Source organism: Cognatilysobacter bugurensis, from assembly GCF_014652095.1.
In the GTDB taxonomy this organism is placed as follows: Bacteria; Pseudomonadota; Gammaproteobacteria; order Xanthomonadales; family Xanthomonadaceae; genus Cognatilysobacter; species Cognatilysobacter bugurensis.
Map to the genome: position 1 here is coordinate 214,564 of NZ_BMYD01000003.1, position 18,154 is coordinate 232,717.

General features: G+C 68.5%; 16 protein-coding genes and 1 tRNA gene. 12 read left to right on the plus strand and 5 right to left on the minus strand.

The features are described 5' to 3' along the window. Positions 1-22: 22 nt before the first annotated feature. The 5 genes from rpoD to hemC all read left to right on the plus strand — a co-directional run bounded on the left by rpoD (position 23) and on the right by hemC (position 4,640). Positions 23-1,894: an RNA polymerase sigma factor RpoD gene (gene rpoD, locus IE075_RS10410; RefSeq protein ID WP_189456247.1), complete on the plus strand. Its 1,872-nt coding sequence runs from the start codon at positions 23-25 to the stop codon at positions 1,892-1,894. Between the two features lie 106 nt (positions 1,895-2,000). Then, positions 2,001-2,073 (plus strand) — tRNA-Ile (locus IE075_RS10415). A 65-nt stretch (positions 2,074-2,138) separates the two neighbouring features. Continuing rightward, on the plus strand, positions 2,139-2,813 hold the full coding sequence (locus IE075_RS10420; RefSeq protein ID WP_189456249.1) for an alpha/beta hydrolase: 675 nt from the start codon (positions 2,139-2,141) through the stop codon (positions 2,811-2,813). A 79-nt stretch (positions 2,814-2,892) separates the two neighbouring features. Further along, entirely contained in the window at positions 2,893-3,615 is a 723-nt protein-coding gene (locus IE075_RS10425) for a LytR/AlgR family response regulator transcription factor (RefSeq protein ID WP_189456250.1), read from the plus strand. A gap of 80 nt (positions 3,616-3,695) precedes the next feature. Further along, a complete protein-coding gene (hemC, locus tag IE075_RS10430; RefSeq protein WP_189456252.1) occupies positions 3,696-4,640 on the plus strand; it encodes a hydroxymethylbilane synthase in 945 nt (314 codons plus the stop codon). 254 nt (positions 4,641-4,894) lie between these two features. On the opposite strand, the gene IE075_RS10435 is transcribed toward hemC, so the two are convergent. The 4 genes from IE075_RS10435 to IE075_RS10450 are packed head-to-tail and all read right to left on the minus strand — an operon-like array spanning position 4,895 to position 9,769. Then, entirely contained in the window at positions 4,895-5,845 is a 951-nt protein-coding gene (locus tag IE075_RS10435) for a dimethyl sulfoxide reductase anchor subunit family protein (protein WP_189456254.1), read from the minus strand. Beyond that, the gene (locus IE075_RS10440; RefSeq protein WP_189456256.1) at positions 5,842-6,693 is read right to left on the minus strand and encodes a 4Fe-4S dicluster domain-containing protein; all 852 of its coding nucleotides are present in this window, start codon (positions 6,691-6,693) and stop codon (positions 5,842-5,844) included. The genes IE075_RS10435 and IE075_RS10440 overlap by 4 nt, the downstream gene beginning before the upstream one ends. Next, entirely contained in the window at positions 6,690-6,902 is a 213-nt protein-coding gene (locus IE075_RS10445; RefSeq protein WP_189456259.1) for a hypothetical protein, read from the minus strand. Before IE075_RS10445 ends, IE075_RS10440 begins: the two co-directional genes overlap by 4 nt. Further along, entirely contained in the window at positions 6,899-9,769 is a 2,871-nt protein-coding gene (locus IE075_RS10450; RefSeq protein ID WP_189456261.1) for a molybdopterin oxidoreductase family protein, read from the minus strand. The genes IE075_RS10445 and IE075_RS10450 overlap by 4 nt, the downstream gene beginning before the upstream one ends. A gap of 166 nt (positions 9,770-9,935) precedes the next feature. Between IE075_RS10450 and IE075_RS10455 the strand changes: the two genes are divergently transcribed. Beyond that, a complete protein-coding gene (locus IE075_RS10455; protein ID WP_189456263.1) occupies positions 9,936-10,394 on the plus strand; it encodes an acyloxyacyl hydrolase in 459 nt (152 codons plus the stop codon). Here IE075_RS10455 and IE075_RS10460 read toward each other — a convergent pair. Then, positions 10,391-10,942 (minus strand): hypothetical protein, encoded by a 552-nt coding sequence (locus IE075_RS10460; protein ID WP_189456264.1) that lies wholly within the window; start codon positions 10,940-10,942, stop codon positions 10,391-10,393. The genes IE075_RS10455 and IE075_RS10460 overlap by 4 nt on opposite strands. Before the next feature lie 141 nt (positions 10,943-11,083). Here IE075_RS10460 and IE075_RS10465 point away from each other — a divergent pair, with 141 nt between their 5' ends. The 6 genes from IE075_RS10465 to lptM all read left to right on the plus strand — a co-directional run bounded on the left by IE075_RS10465 (position 11,084) and on the right by lptM (position 18,154). Beyond that, complete coding sequence (locus IE075_RS10465; protein WP_189456266.1) at positions 11,084-12,046, plus strand: helix-turn-helix transcriptional regulator; 963 nt, start codon at positions 11,084-11,086, stop codon at positions 12,044-12,046. A 90-nt stretch (positions 12,047-12,136) separates the two neighbouring features. Next, positions 12,137-12,454, plus strand: coding sequence for a hypothetical protein (locus tag IE075_RS10470; protein ID WP_308427821.1), 318 nt, complete (start codon positions 12,137-12,139; stop codon positions 12,452-12,454). Between the two features lie 61 nt (positions 12,455-12,515). Next, on the plus strand, positions 12,516-14,687 hold the full coding sequence (locus IE075_RS10475) for a prolyl oligopeptidase family serine peptidase (RefSeq protein ID WP_189456269.1): 2,172 nt from the start codon (positions 12,516-12,518) through the stop codon (positions 14,685-14,687). Positions 14,688-14,914: 227 nt separating this feature from the next. Next, entirely contained in the window at positions 14,915-17,065 is a 2,151-nt protein-coding gene (locus IE075_RS10480) for a S9 family peptidase (RefSeq protein ID WP_189456271.1), read from the plus strand. A gap of 403 nt (positions 17,066-17,468) precedes the next feature. Next, entirely contained in the window at positions 17,469-17,852 is a 384-nt protein-coding gene (locus tag IE075_RS10485) for a YbaN family protein (RefSeq protein ID WP_189456273.1), read from the plus strand. Positions 17,853-17,917: 65 nt separating this feature from the next. Then, the gene (lptM, locus tag IE075_RS10490; protein WP_189456275.1) at positions 17,918-18,154 is read left to right on the plus strand and encodes an LPS translocon maturation chaperone LptM; all 237 of its coding nucleotides are present in this window, start codon (positions 17,918-17,920) and stop codon (positions 18,152-18,154) included.

Sequence of the window (18,154 nt, forward strand, 5' to 3'; positions counted from 1 at the left end):
TTCCCGAGCGGTAGCGCAGCCCATGGCCAAAGAAACCCAGGCCCCCCAGTCCGACATCAAGCAACTGATCAGCAAGGGTCTGGAGCAGGGTTATCTGACCTATGCCGAGGTCAACGATCATCTGCCTGACGACCTCGTCGATCCCGAGCAGATCGAAGACATCATCGGCATGATCAACGGCATGGGCATCCAGGTGCACGAGGTTGCGCCCGATGCCGAAACGCTGTTGCTCGCCGGTGAAAGCGGCAGCGGCCGCGAAGTCGACGACACCGCGGCCGAAGAGGCCGCCGCCGCGCTGACCGCGCTCGACACCGAAGGCGGCCGCACGACCGACCCGGTGCGCATGTACATGCGCGAGATGGGCACGGTCGAGCTGTTGACGCGCGAGGGCGAAATCGCGATCGCCAAGCGCATCGAGGAAGGCCTGTCGCAGGTCCAGGCGGCGCTTGCGTCGTTCCCGGCGACGGTCGCTTCGATTCTCGAGGACTATGAGCAGCACAAGTCCGGCAAGAAGCGTCTCGCCGAGATCATCGTTGGCTTCTACGACCTCATCGAAGAGGCCGATGCGGCCGCCGCGGCTGCCGCGGCTGCACCGGCGGTGGAGGTCGATGCCGATGCCGACTCGGACGACGACGCCGACGATGGCGACGACGACAGCGCAGAAGACGCGGCACCGACCGGGCCGGACCCGGCCGAAGTCGCCACGCGCATGCAGGCGCTCGCCGACGAGTACGCGAAATTCGTCAAGGCGTTCGCGAAGTACGGCGCGGGCCACAAGAACGTCGTCAAGATTCGCGAGGACATGGCCGCGATCTTCGTGAACTTCAAGCTGCCGCTGCCGCTGACCGACGTGCTCGTGCGCAGCCTGCGCGAGACGGTGTCGCAGGTGAAGGAGCACGAGCGCCGCATCCTCGACCTCGCCACGCGTCAGGCACGCATGCCGCGCAAGGATTTCATCCGCGCGTGGGAAGGCAACCAGACCAACCTCGAGTGGGTCGACGAACTGCTCAAGCGCAAGCAGAAGTGGTCGTCGGCGCTGCGCGACGTCAAGGACCGGATCATCTCCGAGCAGCAGGCGACGATCGAAGTCGAGCAGAAGGCGCAGCTGTCGCTCAGCGAGATCAAGGACATCAGCCGCGCGATGGCCTACGGGGAGGCCAAGGCCCGCAAGGCGAAGAAGGAGATGGTCGAGGCGAACCTGCGCCTGGTGATCTCGATCGCGAAGAAGTACACGAACCGCGGCCTGCAGTTCCTCGACCTGATCCAGGAAGGCAACATCGGCCTCATGAAGGCGGTCGACAAGTTCGAGTACCGCCGCGGCTACAAGTTCTCGACGTATGCGACATGGTGGATCCGCCAGGCCATCACGCGCTCCATTGCGGACCAGGCGCGCACGATCCGCATCCCGGTGCACATGATCGAGACGATCAACAAGCTCAATCGCATTTCCCGTCAGATGCTCCAGCAGTACGGCCGCGAGGCCACGCCGGAGGAGCTGGCGAAGGAAATGGACATGCCCGAAGACAAGATCCGCAAGGTCATGAAGATCGCGAAGGAGCCGATCTCCATGGAGACGCCGATCGGCGACGACGAGGATTCGCATCTGGGTGACTTCATCGAGGACACGAACGTGATGTCCCCGATCGACGCGACCACGGACATCAATCTCACCGAAACCGTGCGCGACGTGCTTGCCGGCCTCACGCCGCGCGAAGCGAAGGTGCTTCGCATGCGTTTCGGCATCGACATGAACACCGACCACACCCTCGAGGAAGTCGGCAAGCAGTTCGATGTGACGCGTGAGCGCATCCGCCAGATCGAAGCGAAGGCGCTGCGCAAGCTGCGTCACCCGAGCCGTTCGGAACAGCTGCGTTCGTTCCTCGACATCGAGTAAGCATCGCGCCGGCCTCGCCGGTACGTCGCACCGCGAAGCCCGCCATCGGCGGGCTTCGTCATTTGAGGCGCGGGCAACGGCGTTGGCGCGGCTAGAATGCGTGCACGGGCCTATAGCTCAACGGTTAGAGCAGGGGACTCATAATCCCTTGGTTCCAGGTTCGAATCCTGGTGGGCCCAGATCCGCGCGTGGTATTCAGCCCGCGGTGCTGGCCACGTCGATGCGCAGCGTCGACAATGCGGTGATGGATACCCGCACTCTGCTTGAAACCGTCGAACGCGAAACCGGCCCGTCTCCGCAATGGACCGTGATCTGGCTGCACGGCCTCGGTGCCGACGGCCATGACTTCGTGCCGTTCGTGCCCGAACTCATCGACCGCGCGTGGCCGTCACTGCGCTTTGTGTTCCCGCATGCGCCGGTGCGCGCGGTGACGATCAACAACGGCACGCGCATGCGCGCGTGGTACGACATCGTCGACTTCAACCTCGCGAACCGCGCCGACCGGCAGGGCGTCGAGGAATCAGTCGCGCAGATCGAGGCGCTGATCGCGCGCGAGGGCGAGCGCGGCGTGCCGCCGGAGCGCATCGTGCTCGCCGGCTTTTCGCAGGGCGGGGCGGTCACGCTCGCCGCGGGCCTGCGCCGCACGACGCCGCTAGCCGGCCTCGTTGCGCTGTCGACCTACCTCACCACGGTGCCGACCGAGGTCGACGTGCCGGCCGCCGCGCGGCAGCAGCCGGTGTTCCTTGCGCACGGCACGCATGATCCGGTGGTGCCGTATGCCGCCGGCCAGCAGAGCGCGCACGTGCTCGGCGGGCTTGGTTTCGATGTCGACTGGCACGCCTACCCGATGGCGCACCAGGTCTGCGCCGAGCAGGTGGCCGACCTGCGCGCGTGGTTCGCGCGTCGCGTGGCCGGTTGATCGATCCATGACCGACGGCGGGTGACCGCCGCGGCACGGCAGCGCTAGTATCGAGTCGTTCCAGTGGATGGGGCGGGCCATGAACGTGGTGATTGCCGACGACGAGCCGCTCGCGCGCGAACGCCTGCGCGCGCTGCTCGCCGACCTCGAGGGCGTGCACGTCGTGGCCTCTGTGGCCGACGGGCCCGCCGCGCTCGCTGCTTGCGACGCGCACCGGCCGGACCTCGTGCTGCTCGACATCTCGATGCCGGGCATGGACGGGCTGGAGACCGCGCGCCACCTGGCCGCGTTCGAGCCGCGCCCGGCCGTCGTGTTCTGCACCGCGTTCGACGCGCACGCGCTGTCGGCGTTCGAGGCCGAGGCGATCGATTACCTCGTCAAGCCGGTGCGCGCCGAACGGCTCGCGGCCGCGATCGAGCGGGTGCGCCGGTTCGCGGCCGGCCGCGTGCGCGAAGGCGACGGCGCAGGTCCACGCAAGCACCTGTGCGCGCGGCTGCGCGGCAGCCTGCGTCTGATCCCGATCGAGGACATCCATTACCTGCAGGCCGAGGAGAAGTACGTCGTCGTGCACCATGCGCGCGGCGAGGACCTGATCGAGGAATCGCTGAAATCGCTCGAGGACGAGTTCGGTGACCGCTTCGTGCGCATCCACCGCAACTGCCTCGTCGCGCGGCACGAGCTCGTCGAGCTGCGCCGGGTGCCGGACGGCCACGTGCAAGCCGTGCTGCGCCATGCGAAGCAGCCGCTCGAGGTGAGCCGGCGCTGCCTGACCGCGCTGCGCGAAGAACTGCAGCGCATCTGACCGCAGGCGGTTGCGCGTTGTGGGGGTCCACGTCGCGCGCGTTGCGCCCGCGTTGGAGCGCGATCGCCGATAATCGGCGTATGTCGACCCTGCGCATCGCCACCCGCAAGAGCCCGCTCGCCCTGTGGCAGAGCGAGCACGTCGCCGCTGCCCTGCGCGCGGCCCATCCTGGTCTTGAAGTGACGCTGGTGCCGATGAGCACGCGCGGCGACGAGGTGCTCGACCGTTCGCTCGCCGCGATCGGCGGCAAGGGATTGTTCCTCAAGGAGCTCGAACTTGCGATGCAACGCGGCGAAGCCGACTGCGCCGTGCATTCGCTCAAGGACGTGCCGATGGAGCTCGACCCCGGATTCGCGTTGCCGGCGATCCTCGAACGCGCGGACCACGCCGATGCGTTCGTCAGCAATCGCTTCGACAGCATCGACGCGCTGCCGCAGGGCGCCGTCGTCGGCACCGCGTCGCTGCGTCGCCAGGCGCAACTGCGCGCGCGCCGGCCCGACCTCGTGCTGCGCGACCTGCGCGGCAACGTGAACACGCGGCTGGGCAAGCTCGATGCGGGCGAATACGACGCGATCGTGCTCGCGTGCGCGGGCCTGCAGCGGCTCGGCTTCGACGCACGCATTCGCACGCGGCTTGATGCGCCCGACTGGCTGCCCGCCCCGGCGCAGGGCGCGATCGCGATCGAGTGCAAAGACGACGATGCGCACACCGCCGCGCTGTGCGCCGCGCTCGACCACGCGCCGACGCGCACGCGCTGCGAGGCCGAGCGTGCGATGAACCGCGCGTTGCACGGCAGCTGCCACGTGCCGGTCGCTGCGTATGCGCGGCTCGACGGTGGGCGCCTGCACTTGCAGGGGCTCGTCGGCTCGGCGAGCGACGGACGGCTGGTGCGCGCCGAGGCGCAGGCCCCGGCCGCGGACGGCGAAGCGCTGGGCGCGGAGATTGCCCACGCGCTGCTCGAGCAGGGGGCCGGAGCGCTGATCGCGCTCGAAGCCGAACCCGACACCGGGCCGTTTCGGTCCTGATTAGCTCGCGGTGGCGTAGCGCACGTCGCTTCAATCATGCGAAGCAGTCGAAGCCCGGCGACCACAGGTGTCGCCCAGCGGCTTCGTGTGGCCGCGCCGGTTGCTCGAAGTCGGCCAGCCTTCGAAGAAGGAACTTCAACGACCGCGTGCCGCCGGCGACATGCACGCCGCCGCGCGTTCGCGCAAACGCGCCATGCTGAAATGACGTGCGGATCTCGACGCATGCGGCGTGTGTGACGCCACCGCCGTGGCGATCAGTAGTACAACGCCACCAGATGCCTGGCCTGCGCAAAAAACAGCCAGCGTTCGACGAACGTGCCGATCAATGCGGCGAATGCCGCAAACGGCAGTGCGGCGGGCGCGCTGGCCGGCCATGCGAGCGCGAGTGCGACCGCGAGCAGCGGCACGGCGCCGAACAGCACCAGCGCGATCATTCGCAGCCGTCGCGCATGCTTGCGTGCTAGCACGAAGCCCATCTCGTGCGTGAGGAAGTTGCCCTGTGTGTGCGGACGCTCGAACACACGCACGTCGCGCTGGGGCAGACCGACCGCGTCGCCGCGCGTGAGCGGCAGCGGCGACGCATCGATCGCGCGCCAGTACGCCGGTTTGATGACAAGCGCGACGAGCGCACTGAGGGCGAGCAGCGCGGCCCAGAACCCGACGGCGCCGCCCGACACCGCGAGGCCGGCCACCAGCACGGCCGCGCCGCCGAGCAATGCAAACAACAGGTAGCCCGGGAGCACGAGCGCGTGCCGCCACGCCGGCACCGGCTTGAGCGAGGCGTAGATCATCGCGGTGCACACGACGGTCGCGATCGCGCCGAGCAGCGTCAGTGCCGCCGCGAGCATCGCCCAGGCGTTCCCGCGCGACGCCGTCGCGACGCCGCCGCCGTCGATCGCCTGCGGCAGCAGCGCGGCTGCGAGCGCGAATGCCGGCACGTAGGTGGCGACCGCGAACACGCCCTCGCGCGACAGCCACGAGGTGCGCCATTGCGAAAACGCGCGCCACGCGCGCTGCGGCTTGCCGAGGTGCGCGAGTGAGCTCAGCAGGCCGATCGTGACGAGCGCGAGCGCAATCGGCAGCAGCACGAGCAGCGTGCGCGCGGGCGCGGCCTGCATCAGCGTTGCGAGCGCGATCAGTGCGAGCAGTCCGTAACCGGTGCCCGACAGCGTGCTGAACACGATCACGGAGAACGCAGGATTCATCGCGACAGCACCCGATCCAGCCAGCGCAGCACGGGCGGCAATGCGTTCGCATCAAGCGTTTCTTCGGCCGGCGCCTGCGCCTCGTCCACAGGCCCCGCGCGGCGCGGCCGCGGCGGCAGATAGCGGTTGACCGGCTCGTAGCCGAGTTCGGGCATGAGGCCCACACCGCCGCGCTCGGCGACGAGTTTCGACACTTTGGACTCCGGATCGCCGAGGTCGCCGAAGTGGCGCGCGCGCGTCGGGCAGGCCTGCACGCAGGCGGGTTGCCGCTCGGCCTCGTCGAGCTGCTCGTTATAGATGCGGTCGACGCAGAGCGTGCATTTCTTCATCACGCCCTCGACCGCGCTGTACTCGCGCGCACCGTACGGGCAGGCCCACGAGCACAGCTTGCAGCCGATGCACTTGCTCTCGTCGACGAGCACGATGCCGTCCTCGGCGCGCTTGTAGCTCGCGCCGGTCGGGCACACGGTCACGCAGGCGGGCGTCTCGCAGTGCAGGCAGCTGCGCGGAAAGTGCAGCGTCATCGCCGGCTGCGCGTCGAGCTGCGCGAGCGGCACGGTCGATGCGCAGGCATGCGTGTTCGACGTCGACATGCCGAGCGCGTCGTGCGCGCCGGGATCGTGCGCGGGCGTGTCGAAGTCGGTGGCGGCAAGCTCGTAGCTGTGCACGCGGTTGAACCACACGCCCACCGGATCGCGCCCGTACGGCTGCTCATCGGTGAGCGGCGCCGCGAATCCCGCCGCGTTCCACTGCTTGCACGCGACCGCACACGCGTGACAGCCCACGCAGGTGTCGAGGTCGATGACGAGGCCGAGCTTCTTCGGCGACGGTGGCGGCAACGCGGTCATTGCTTGCGCGGAGCCTTGATGAGCCACAAGCCGAACGCAAACAGCGCGAGCGGCACGAGCACGGCCGAGCCGAACACCGCGAGCAAGTCCGCGCCGCCGCGCACGTCGCGCAGGCCCGGCGGTTCGACGAGGCCGGTGGCGACAAGCGCGATCGCGATGAAGGCCAAGGCGATGCACGTCCAGCCCATGAGGATGCGTTGCGGGTTCACGATTTATCTCCCAGCGCACGCGCGCGGCGCAGGTCGGCGCCGTAGCGAAGCGGCTTATTGTCGGCGCCGGTGAATGCGATGGGGGCGAACTGCGGCGCGCTCGCGTCGGCCGCGGCCACCGGCTCGATCGACACGCGCAAATCGAACCACGCCGCCTGGCCCGTCACCGGGTCGGCGTTCGCGTAATCGCCGCGCGGGGTGATGTCCGAGATCAGGTGATTGAGCAGGAAGCCCTCGCGGCCTTCGGGCGCGTCCTTCGCGAGCCGCCACGCGCCGCGGCGCTTGCCGATCGCGTTCCACGTCCACACGGTGTCCGGCTGCACGTTCGATGCGAACTTCGCCTGCACGCGGATCTCGCCGATATGCGAGCGCACGGCGATCCACTGTCCATCGACAACGCCGAAGCGCGCGCCGGTGTCGGGGTGCAGGTAGAGCCAGTTGCGCGCCGCGATCTGCCGCAGCCACGTGTTCTGCGCATGCCACGCGTGGTACATGAACATCGGACGCTGGGTGATCGCTGACAGCGGAAAACGCGTGTCGACATCGTCGACCTGCGCGCTCTCGAACGGCTCGTACCAGATCGGCAGCGGATCGAAGTACGTGGCCACGCGCTCGCGGTGTTCGGGCGGCGGCACGTGCGCGCCATGGCCCTGCGCGGCGAGCCGGAACTTCTGCATCGTCTCCGAATACAGCTGCAGCACGATCGGCTCGCCCGAGGCGAGAAAGCCCATGCGCTGTGCCCAGTCGAGGTAGCCGCGGTTGGCCATCTTGTAATAGCGCGCGGTCTCGGGGATCTCGCTGCGCCAGAAGCCGCCGTTGGCGATGTAGCGATCGAGCTGCTGCGGATTCGGCGCGCCCTTCGCTTCCAGCGTGCCGTCCTCGCCGCGCCAGCCGGCGAGCAGGCCGACGCCGGGCGCTCGCTCGTGGCGGATGAGGAAATCCGCGTAATCGCGGTAGCGCGGCGCGCCGGTCTCGTCGATCAGGCCGGGCAGGCCGAGCCGCGCGCCGATGTCGATGAGCACCGACTGGAAGCCGCGCACATCGCGCTGCGCGCCCGACGGGCCGGGCTGCGTGGCCGGGTCGAACACCGGATGGCGGATCGCATCGGCGGCGCCGTCGGCATCGGAGATCGGCCGGTCGAGCAGGCTGATCGCATCGAAGCGTTCGAGATACGTGGTGTCCGGCAGCACGAGGTCGGCGTAGGCAACGGTTTCGGACGCGTACGCATCGGCGTAGATGATGCGCGGGATGCGGTATTCGCCGGCCTCGTCCTTGTCGGTGAGCCAGCCGATCGTCTCGGCGGTGTTCATCGACGAGTTCCAGCCCATGTTCGCCATGAACATCATGAGCGTATCGATGCGCTGCGGATCGCCGGCCCACGCGTTGCGGATCACGGTGTGCATCATCCCGTGCGCGCTGAGCGGGTACGCCCACGAAAACGCATGGTCAATGCGGCGCGGGTGGCCGTGCTCGTCGACGACGAGATCTTCGGGCCCGTGCACGAACCCGAGCGGTGCGGCGTCGAGCACGCCGTTGGGCTGGCGCGTGCGGCCGGGGCGGTTCGGCGGCGGGATGGGCTTGGGGAACGGCGGCTGGTAGCGGAACGAACCGGGCGTGTCGACTGCGCCGAGCAACAGCTGCAACAGGTGCAGCGCGCGGCAGGTGTGAAAGCCGTTGCTGTGCGCACTGATGCCGCGCATCGCGTGCATTGCGACCGGCCGGCCGGTCATCGTCGCGTGCATGCGACCGTGCGTGTCCGTCCATTTGATCGGCAGTTCGATCGCCTGCTCGAATGCGGTGTCGGCGAGCTCGCGCGCGATGCGGCGGATCGTCGCGGCGGGAATGCCGCAGCGCTCGCTCACCGCGTCGGGCGCGTACTGCGGATCGAGGTAGCGCTCGGCGACGAGCTGGAACACCGGCACCGCGCGGCGCCCGTCGGGCAGGGTGACCTCGCCGACGACCGCGGGCTGCACGTCGATCGCATCGGCGCGCGCCGGGGCGTTCGTCGCGCGGTTCCAGCACAGCGGCGCGTCGTCCTCGTCGCGGGCGAACAGGCCGTCGTCGGCGCCGCCTTCGTTGCGCACGACAAGCCAGTGCGCATTCGCGTAACGCACGAGGTAGTCGAGGTCGATGCGGTCCATCCGCAGCAGCTCGTGGATCAGCGCGAACGCGAACAGCCCGTCGGTGCCCGGACGGATGCCGATCCATTCGTCGGCGATCGCACCGTAGCCGGTGCGCACCGGGTTGACTGTGATGATCTTCGCGCCGCGTGTCTTGAGCTTGCCCAGCCCGAGCTTGATCGGGTTGGAGTCGTGGTCTTCGGCCACGCCCCAGAGCATCAGCAGCTTCGTGTGCTCCCAATCGGGCTCACCGAACTCCCAGAAACTGCCGCCGAGCGTGTACAGCCCGCCCGCGGCCATGTTCACCGAACAGAAGCCGCCGTGCGCGGCGTAGTTGATCGTCCCGAACTGCTGCGCCCACCAGCCGGTCAATGCCTGGCTCTGGTCGCGGCCGGTGAAGAACGCGAGCTCGTTCGGGTCACGCGCGCGGATGTCTCCGAGCCAGCCGGCCGCAATCGACAGCGCCTCGTCCCACTCGATCTCGCGGAACTCGCCCGAGCCGCGCGGGCCGACGCGCAGCATCGGCTTCTCAAGCCGTGCCGGCGAGTAGTGCTGCATGATCCCGGCCGAACCCTTCGCGCACAGCACGCCCTGGTTGACCGGGTGCGCCGGGTTGCCCTGGATGTAGCGGATCTTGCCGTCCTGCAGCCACACCTTGATGCCGCAGCGACAGGCGCACATGTAACAGGTGGTGGTGCGGACCTCGTCACCCGGAGTCGGCGAGAGATCGAGCTCGGGCTCGCGCATGGAAGCCGGGTGTCGGGAACGGCAAACGGTCGACAGCTTAGCGGATCGCGGGCCACGGCCGACGCCGCGCGCACGCGCGCGACAGCTCACGTTCGCGATCCACGGTCTGTCACGTGTCACCCGTCGCACCGTCATCGCCGGCACGGCCGGCAGGGAGGCCCGCCCGATGTCGACCGGCTTACGACGTGCCGCCGCGGCGCTGCTGCTTCTGGCCGCGGCCCCGACCGTCTGGGCCGAGTGGCGGGTGGGGGGCGGCATCGCCGATGAGATCGACGGGCGCCGCACGGGCGTGGCGACGCTGGCGTGGTCGGGAGGCGCGCACGGGCAGTGGGAAACGATGGCGGGCTTCATTCGCGAGCGCGAGCGCAACGGCCCGAAGCCGCGCGTGCCGGAGGCTGCGTTTGTCGCGTTCGGCCGCCGGGTCCGTTGGCAGCAGTGGTCCGCAAGCGCGGGCGTGGCCTGGGTCAGCGTCGACAACGACGTGCTGTCCGGCCACGCGCAGATCCTGACCGGCGTGGGTTACGACATCGGTCCGGTGCGGCTCGGGCTGCGCCACATGTCGAACGCGAGCACCCGGGGCCGCAACCGCGGCGAGACCTTCGCGCTCGTCGAGCTGGGGTTCTAGCGCGGCGGCTCGACGTCGATCGTGGCGTCGTTGAAGCGCGCATAGCGGATCAACGTGGCCGGCACGCCGGGCGCGCCGCGGGCCAGGATTTGCACCGGGTAACCGTCGATGCCGACCCACAGCACCAGGCCGCCGACCGCGGGCGGGCGCGTGTCGATGCGGTACTTGCGTGCGGGCACGCCCGCCACGGCCTCATCGCCGACGACCGCGATGTCCATGTCGTTCACGCGCTCGGCGAGCCGCGCTGGGTCGCGCCAGCGCGTCAGCACTTCCTGCGGCAGCGGCGCCTGCGCCGTGGCGCCGTCGCGCTGGCGGTGCAGCACGTCGCCGATCACGACTAGGTCCTCGCCGCCGGTGCGGATGCGGTAACGGCCCGGCGCTTCGAACTCGAGCCGTTGCTGCACGCTGCCGTCCGCGCTCACCAGTGCGGCCTGGTAGCTGCGCGCGGTGAGCAGCTTGTCGACGGCCGCGTTCACTTCCTCGCGCGGGTCGGCCGCCCAGACTGCCAGCGGCAGCCAGACGCCGAGCCACGCGACGAGGCGGGTCAAAAGCCGCCACCGGCGAAGCCGGCGGGGCGGGGCAGCCAACTCAAGCATGGGCAGTCGCGGGGGCGTAAGCAGTGGCGGCCTCGACAAGGCCAATGCCATGCTTAACGCAGGACGTCGCTCACGCCAGCCATCGGACCCTAAATGGAACGCATCGAACGCATCCACGCTCTGCACCGCATCCTTGCCGCCGCCCGCTACCCGGTGACGGTTGCACGGTTGCAGGAGGAGCTCGAGTGCTCGCGCGCGACGGTCTACCGCGATCTCGCCTATCTGCGCGACTACCTGATGGCGCCGGTCGTCGGCAACGGCGAAGCGGGCTTTCGCTACGATACGAGCGAGCGCTTCGAGCTGCCCGGACTGTGGTTGAGCTCGGAAGAGTTGCATTCGCTGATCGCCGCGCAGCAGTTGCTCGTGCGCAGCGGCAGCGGTGTGCTGTCGAACGCGCTGGCCCCGCTGCAGCAACGCATCGAGCGGCTGCTCGACGAGCACGCGGGCGGGCGGCGCGTGCCGATCGAGCGCGTGCGCGTGGTGCCGCACCGGCTGCGCAGCGTCGATGAAGTCTCGTTCCGCACAGTGGCGACGGCGGTGCTCGACCGCAAGCAGCTCACGTTCGATTACCGCGCCCGTTCGACGGACGAAAAAACGCGCCGGCACGTCTCGCCGCAGCGGCTCACTCACTACCGCGACAACTGGTACCTCGATGCGTGGGACCACGAGCGCGAGGGCCTGCGCAGTTTCTCGGTCGACCGCATCCTCAACGCCAAGCTCGGCGACGGCGCGGCGCGCGACGTGCCCGATGAAGAACTCGACCGCCAGCTCGCGTCGAGCTACGGCATTTTCTCGGGCCCCCCGAAGGGCTGGGCGACGATCGTGTTCAGTCCGAAGGCCGCGCGCTGGGTCGCGGACGAGCACTGGCATTCGCAGCAGCAGGGGCGCTTCCTGCCCGACGGCCGCTACGAGCTCAAGGTGCCCTACAGCACCGGACGCGAGCTGCTCATGGACGTCATGCACTACGGCGCGGACGCGGAGATCGTCGACCCGCCGGTGCTGCGCGAACAGGCCCGCGCACTGCTCGCGCTCGCGTTGAGCAACTACGAGCGCTGAAGCCCGTCAGCTCCGCACCGCGGAGCGAGGTCGCAGTCGGTGAGACCGCGGGCGGCGAAGGTCGCTGCCCCGACCTTGCCGGAGCTGCCCATGACACCGACCGACCGTCCTCTGACCGCCGATGCGCGGCTTGCGCGCCTCGACGAAGCGCTGCGCGCACTCGTGGCCATCGGCGTGGCGCTCGTGCTGCTGCTGCCGGCGGCGCGCGGGCACCATGCGCTGCTCGGCTGGTGGCCGCTGTGGCTCGTGGCGATGCCGGCGAGCGCGTGGTGGGCACTGCATCGCTTCCATGTGCCGGCCGAAGCAGGCGCCGGCGTGCGCCGCCTGCTGCCTGTCCGGCACAGCGCCCGGCGGCCTGCCCAGGCGCGCCGTCGCCGTCGCGGCGCGGGTGTCGCGCAGGCGGCCTGAGCCACGGCCCGATGCGGGGCGCATGCTAGGTTGCGGGTTTTCCACCGTAGCCGGAGTCGCCATGCCCCCGCAGTCCCAGGCCCGCCTGTCCGTCTGGATCCGCATTGGCCTTGTCGCCGCGTTTGCCGCGGCCGCGCCGTCGTTCGCGGCGGGGCCGTCGCCCTCCGGCGCCCAGGAGGCCACTGTGAACACCCCCACTGACCCGTACCTGTGGCTCGAGGATGTCGGCGGCGACCGCGCACTCGCATGGGTGCGCGAGCGCAACGCCGCGGCCGAAGCCGAGCTTGCATCGACGCCCCAGTTCAAGCAGCTCAAGGGCGACATCCGCGAGATCCTCGATTCGGACGCGAAGATCCCGGCCGTCGAGAAGATCGGCCCGCACTACTACAACTTCTGGAAGGACAAGCAGCACGAGCGCGGCCTGTGGCGGCGCACGACGCTCGACGAGTACCGCAAGCCGAACCCGAAGTGGGAAACGGTGATCGACCTCGACGCCCTGAACAAAGCCGAGGGCGAGAACTGGGTCTGGCACGGCGCGAACTGCCTCAAGCCGACCGACCGCAGCCAAGCGCCCGAGCGCTGCCTGATCGCGCTCTCGCGCGGCGGCGCGGATGCGGACGTCACGCGTGAGTTCGACCTGACCACGAAGCAGTGGATCAAGGACGGCTTCTTCCGACCCGAGGCGAAGGGCGGCACCGATTGGATCGACCGCGACAACGTCTACGTCTATACCGACTTCGGCGCCGGCTCGATGACCGAATCGGGCTACCCGCGCGTCGTCAAGCAATGGAGGCGCGGCACGCCGCTCGCGCAGGCGAAGACCGTCTACGAAGGCAAGCCGGATGACATGTACATCGCGGCCGGCCACGACGACACGCCGGGCTTCGAGCGCGATTTCGTCAGCCGCACGCTCGCGTTCTACAACGACGAGCTGTACCTCCGCACGGCCGATGGCACGCTCAAGAAGGTCGACGCACCGAATTCGGCGAACAAGTCGGTCCACAAGGAGTGGCTCGTGCTCGAGCTGCGCGAGCCGTACACGGCCGGCGGCAAGACGTACCCGGCCGGCAGCCTCATCGCCGCGAAGTTCGACGACTTCATGGCCGGCAAGCGCGAGTTCACGACGCTGTTCGAACCCGATGAGCACAGCTCGCTCTCGAGCTTCACGTGGACGAAAAGCCACCTCGTGCTCAACGTGCTGGAGGACGTGAAAAACCGCCTGCGCGTGCTGACGCCGAAGAGCGAAGGCGAGTGGGCGCGCAGCGAATTCACCGGTGCGCCGACGTTCGGCACGATCGGTGTCGATGACGTCGATGCCGATGAGAGCGATGCGGTCTGGCTCACCGTCACCGACTACCTCACGCCGAGCACGCTGTCGATTGCGACGATCGGCGAGCAGCCCGAAGTGCTCAAGACGATGCCGACGTTCTTCGATGCGTCCAAGCACGAGATCGCACAGCACTTCGCGACGAGCAAGGACGGCACCAAGGTCCCGTACTTCATCGTCAAGCCGAAAGGCCTCAAGCTCGACGGCACGACGCCGACGCTGCTGTACGGCTACGGTGGTTTCGAAATCTCACTGACGCCGGGGTACTCGGGCAGCGTCGGCAAGGGCTGGCTCGAGAAGGGCGGCGTGTACGCGGTCGCGAACATCCGCGGCGGCGGCGAGTACGGCCCGCGCTGGCACCAGGCTGCGCTCAAGCAGAACCGCCACAAGGCGTATGAAGACTTCGCGGCGGTCGCGCGCGACCTCATCGATCGCAAGATCACGTCGCCGGAGCACCTCGGCATCCAGGGCGGCAGCAACGGCGGCCTGCTGACCGGCAACATGCTCACGCAGTACCCGGAGTTGTTCGGTGCGGTCGTCGTGCAGGTGCCGCTGCTCGACATGCAGCGCTACCACAAGATGCTTGCAGGCGCGTCGTGGATGGCCGAGTACGGCAACCCCGACACCGACGACTGGAAGTTCATCCAGACGTTCTCGCCGTATCACCTGTTCGATGCGAAGAAAGACTATCCGCCGACGCTGTTCATGACCTCCACGCGCGACGATCGAGTGCACCCGGGCCATGCGCGCAAGATGATGGCGAAGATGCACGAGGCCAAAAAGGACGTGCGCTATTACGAGAACATCGAAGGCGGCCACGGCGGCTCGGCGAACAACGCCCAGGCCGCGCATATGAGCGCACTTGCGTTCACGTTCCTGTGGAATGCGCTCAACGATCCGTCGTGATCTAAGCCCATCCGTTCTCTGCGACGCGCCAGTCCCCGCCTGCGAGCGGGGACTGGCGATGGGCTTGCACCGAAGGTGCAGCCGGTGATGCTTCGCGCGGCGCACGCCGGTCCTGCAAGCGCCGGCGTCTACGCAGTGGCCACGCCCGAGCGCTCTGTTTTCTCCCCTGATGGTTCACCGCCGCGCCCACCGGTCGCGGTTGCGATCACCGCGTCCGGACCTTATCGATGAAACCCTTCCCCCTTCTGCTTGTGACGTTGCTTATGACCAGCGCTTCCGTTTCCGCCGCACCGCCGTCCGCTCCCACGCCGCCCGACGCGGCAAAAAAGCGGCACGAGGTGCGCGCGCCGCACGGCGCCACGCGCGCCGACGAGTACTACTGGCTGCGCGACGACACCCGCAAGAACCCCGAGGTCATCGCCTACCTCGAAGCCGAGAATGCCTACGTCGACTCGACGATGCAGCGCCTCAAGCCGCTCGAGGATCGCCTGTACGACGAGATCGTCGGCCGCATCAAGCAGGACGACAGCTCGGTGCCGTACCGCGAGCGCGGCTACTGGTACTACTCGCGCTTCGAGACCGGCCAGGACTACCCCGTCTACGCGCGACGCAAGGGCAGCATGGACGCGCCGGAAGAAGTGCTGCTCGACCTCAACGTCATGGCGAAGGGCAAGGACTACTTCAGCGTCGGCGACTGGGTCGTCAGCCAGAACAATAAAATGCTTGCGTGGGCCGAGGACGATGTCGGCCGTCGCCAGTACACGGTGCGCGTGAAGAACCTTGAGACCGGCGAGGTGTTCGAAGACCGCATCGGCGGCGTATCGCCGAACCTCGTGTGGGCTGACGACAACCGCACGCTGTTCTACATCGAGAAAGACCCCGAGACGCTGCTCACCAAGCGGGTGAAGAAGCACGTGCTCGGTACGCCTGCATCGCAAGACGTGCTCGTTTATGAGGAAGAGGACGAGAGCTTCTACATGGGCATCGGCCGCACCCGCGATGACAAGTTCATCTGCATCGGCGTGGAGAGCACGGTCTCGAGCGAGTCGCGCTGCACGCCGGCCGCGAACCCCGGCGGGTTCACCGTGCTGGCAACGCGTGAGCGCGATGTCGAATACGACGCTGATCACTACGACGGCCGCTGGGTCATCCGCACAAACGCCGACGGCGCTGAAAACTTCAAGATCGTGACCGCGCCGACCGGTTCGACCTCGCGCGCGCAGTGGAAGGACTGGGTCGCCCACCGCGACGACGTGTTCATCGAGGGCTTCGAGCTGTTCGACGGTTTCACTGCGATTGCCGAGCGCTCGAACGGGCTCGAGCGCCTGCGCCTGCTCAAGGGCGAGGGCCAGGAGGAGTACGTCAAGGCCGACGAGCCGGCCTACAGCATGGGCCTGGCGACGAACGCCGAGCCGGGCACCGACTGGCTCCGCTACACGTACACCTCGCTGACGACGCCGGCCACGACGTACGAGGTCAACACGAAGACCGGTGAGCGCCGCCTGCTCAAGCAGCAGCCGGTGATTGGCTACGATCCCGAGAAGTACGTGACTGAGCGCATGTGGGCGGCGGCGAGCGACGGCACGAAGATTCCGGTGTCGATCGTCTACAAGAAAGGCTTTGAGAAGAACGGCACCGCCGCGCTGCTGCAGTACGCGTACGGCAGCTACGGCTCGTCGATGGACCCCGCGTTCAACCTGCCGGTGGTGAGCCTGCTCGATCGCGGCATGGTCTATGCGATCGCGCACATCCGCGGCGGCCAGGAAATGGGTCGCGCGTGGTACGACGCCGGCAAGCTGTTCAACAAAAAGAACACGTTCACCGACTTCATCGACGTCACCGACCATCTGGTGCGCGAAGGTTATGCGGCGAAGGACCGCGTCGCCGCGTACGGCGGCAGTGCCGGCGGCCTGCTCATGGGCGCGATCAGCAACATGGCGCCCGAGAAGTACCGCCTGATCCTGTCGCAGGTGCCGTTCGTCGACGTGGTCACGACGATGCTCGACCCGACGATCCCGCTCACGACGAACGAATACGACGAGTGGGGCAATCCCGAGCAGAAGGACTACTACGAGTACATGCTCTCGTACTCGCCGTACGACAACCTCAAGCACCAGGCCTACCCGGCGATGTTCATCGGCACGGGCCTGTGGGACTCGCAGGTGCAGTACTTCGAGCCTGCGAAGTACGTCGCGCGCCTGCGCGACCTCAACACCTCCGACAAGCCGGTGCTGTTCCGCACGAATATGGATGCGGGTCACGGCGGCAAGTCGGGGCGTTTCCGTCGCTATCGCGAACTGGCCGAGATGTATGCGTTCGCGCTTGATCAGCTCGGTGTGAGCGATACGAGCACAAAGACGGCCGCCGGCGGTCGCTGACGCGGAAGCGTTAAAGCGCGAGGGCTGCGGAGGCTCGGGCCCGGCCGACGGAGGCATGCTCTCCCGCTCGGTCGGGCTTCCTGCCCGACTCGCGGCGCGGGCCCTCCATGGCCCGCTTGACGCATGTCCTCCGTCGACTGGGCCCTCGGGGAACCATCGACGCAGTGCGAAACGCTTCCATCGTGCAAGCTGGTGCTGTTCGCTCTTTGGCTTCGGACGCAGCGTGGTTCCGCAGAGGGGCCGGATGTCGGGCTCTGCGGCGTTGAGCCGGCCATGGATGGCAGGCGCGGCGAGTCGGACCAGGAGGGTCCGACGGAGCCGAGAGCCGCAGAGCCCGGCGTCCGGTCCCGGTACCCTCGTACGCGACTCGTCTGGGGACTGAGATCACCGCGTTTCCGCGTCCATGACTTCCTCCACGCCAAACCGCTTCCGCTGGGCCTGGTGGCTGCTCGCGTACGCCGCGCTCGGCCTAGGCCTGATCGGCATCGTGCTGCCGGGCCTGCCAACGGTGCCATTCGTGCTGCTGTCCGCGTTCGCCGCCGCGCGCGGCTCGGACCGGTTGCACGCGCGGCTGCTCGCCCACCGCCGCTTCGGTCCGATGATCCGCGACTGGCAGGCACACGGCGCGGTGAGCCGGCGCGCGAAGCGCTTGGCAACCGTGATGATGGCCGTGGCCGCCGCGATCATGTGGCTCACCGCGCCGCGCGCGTGGATGGCCGCGACTGGCACGACGTGCATGGTGATCGTCGCGCTGTGGTTGTGGCGCCGTCCCGAGCCGCCGCGCTGATCGCCGCAGACGGACCGCGATGCCGCGCGCATCGCAGCGCCGGGCAAGCCCGCTACACTCGCCCGATGCGACCGATCATCTCCGCACTCCTTCTGTCCGCGCTGCTGCCGCTCGCCGGCTGCGGCAACAAGGGCCCGCTCGTGCTGCCGTCGGCGGCGCCGGTCGAGGCCGATGCGCCGCTGCCCGAGGCCGCGCGCCCGGTGCCCGACCCGGACGCGCTGCCGCAGGTCGAGCCCGAGGCCGACACCGGCGTCGATGCGATCGAGCCGGACGACATCCCGGCCGATCCACCGGCGCGCTGA

Bases quoted from the DNA above. Each gene is read 5' to 3' on its own strand.
- IE075_RS10420 (WP_189456249.1), top strand. From the start codon at position 2,139: ATGGATACCCGCACTCTGCTTGAAACCGTCGAACGCGAAACCGGCCCG.
- IE075_RS10470 (WP_308427821.1), top strand. From the start codon at position 12,137: ATGACACCGACCGACCGTCCTCTGACCGCCGATGCGCGGCTTGCGCGC.
- rpoD (WP_189456247.1), top strand. From the start codon at position 23: ATGGCCAAAGAAACCCAGGCCCCCCAGTCCGACATCAAGCAACTGATC.
- IE075_RS10465 (WP_189456266.1), top strand. From the start codon at position 11,084: ATGGAACGCATCGAACGCATCCACGCTCTGCACCGCATCCTTGCCGCC.
- lptM (WP_189456275.1), top strand. From the start codon at position 17,918: ATGCGACCGATCATCTCCGCACTCCTTCTGTCCGCGCTGCTGCCGCTC.
- IE075_RS10480 (WP_189456271.1), top strand. From the start codon at position 14,915: ATGAAACCCTTCCCCCTTCTGCTTGTGACGTTGCTTATGACCAGCGCT.
- IE075_RS10455 (WP_189456263.1), top strand. From the start codon at position 9,936: ATGTCGACCGGCTTACGACGTGCCGCCGCGGCGCTGCTGCTTCTGGCC.
- IE075_RS10425 (WP_189456250.1), top strand. From the start codon at position 2,893: ATGAACGTGGTGATTGCCGACGACGAGCCGCTCGCGCGCGAACGCCTG.
- IE075_RS10485 (WP_189456273.1), top strand. From the start codon at position 17,469: ATGACTTCCTCCACGCCAAACCGCTTCCGCTGGGCCTGGTGGCTGCTC.
- IE075_RS10450 (WP_189456261.1), bottom strand. From the start codon at position 9,769: ATGCGCGAGCCCGAGCTCGATCTCTCGCCGACTCCGGGTGACGAGGTC.
- IE075_RS10475 (WP_189456269.1), top strand. From the start codon at position 12,516: ATGCCCCCGCAGTCCCAGGCCCGCCTGTCCGTCTGGATCCGCATTGGC.
- IE075_RS10435 (WP_189456254.1), bottom strand. From the start codon at position 5,845: ATGAATCCTGCGTTCTCCGTGATCGTGTTCAGCACGCTGTCGGGCACC.
- hemC (WP_189456252.1), top strand. From the start codon at position 3,696: ATGTCGACCCTGCGCATCGCCACCCGCAAGAGCCCGCTCGCCCTGTGG.
- IE075_RS10440 (WP_189456256.1), bottom strand. From the start codon at position 6,693: ATGACCGCGTTGCCGCCACCGTCGCCGAAGAAGCTCGGCCTCGTCATC.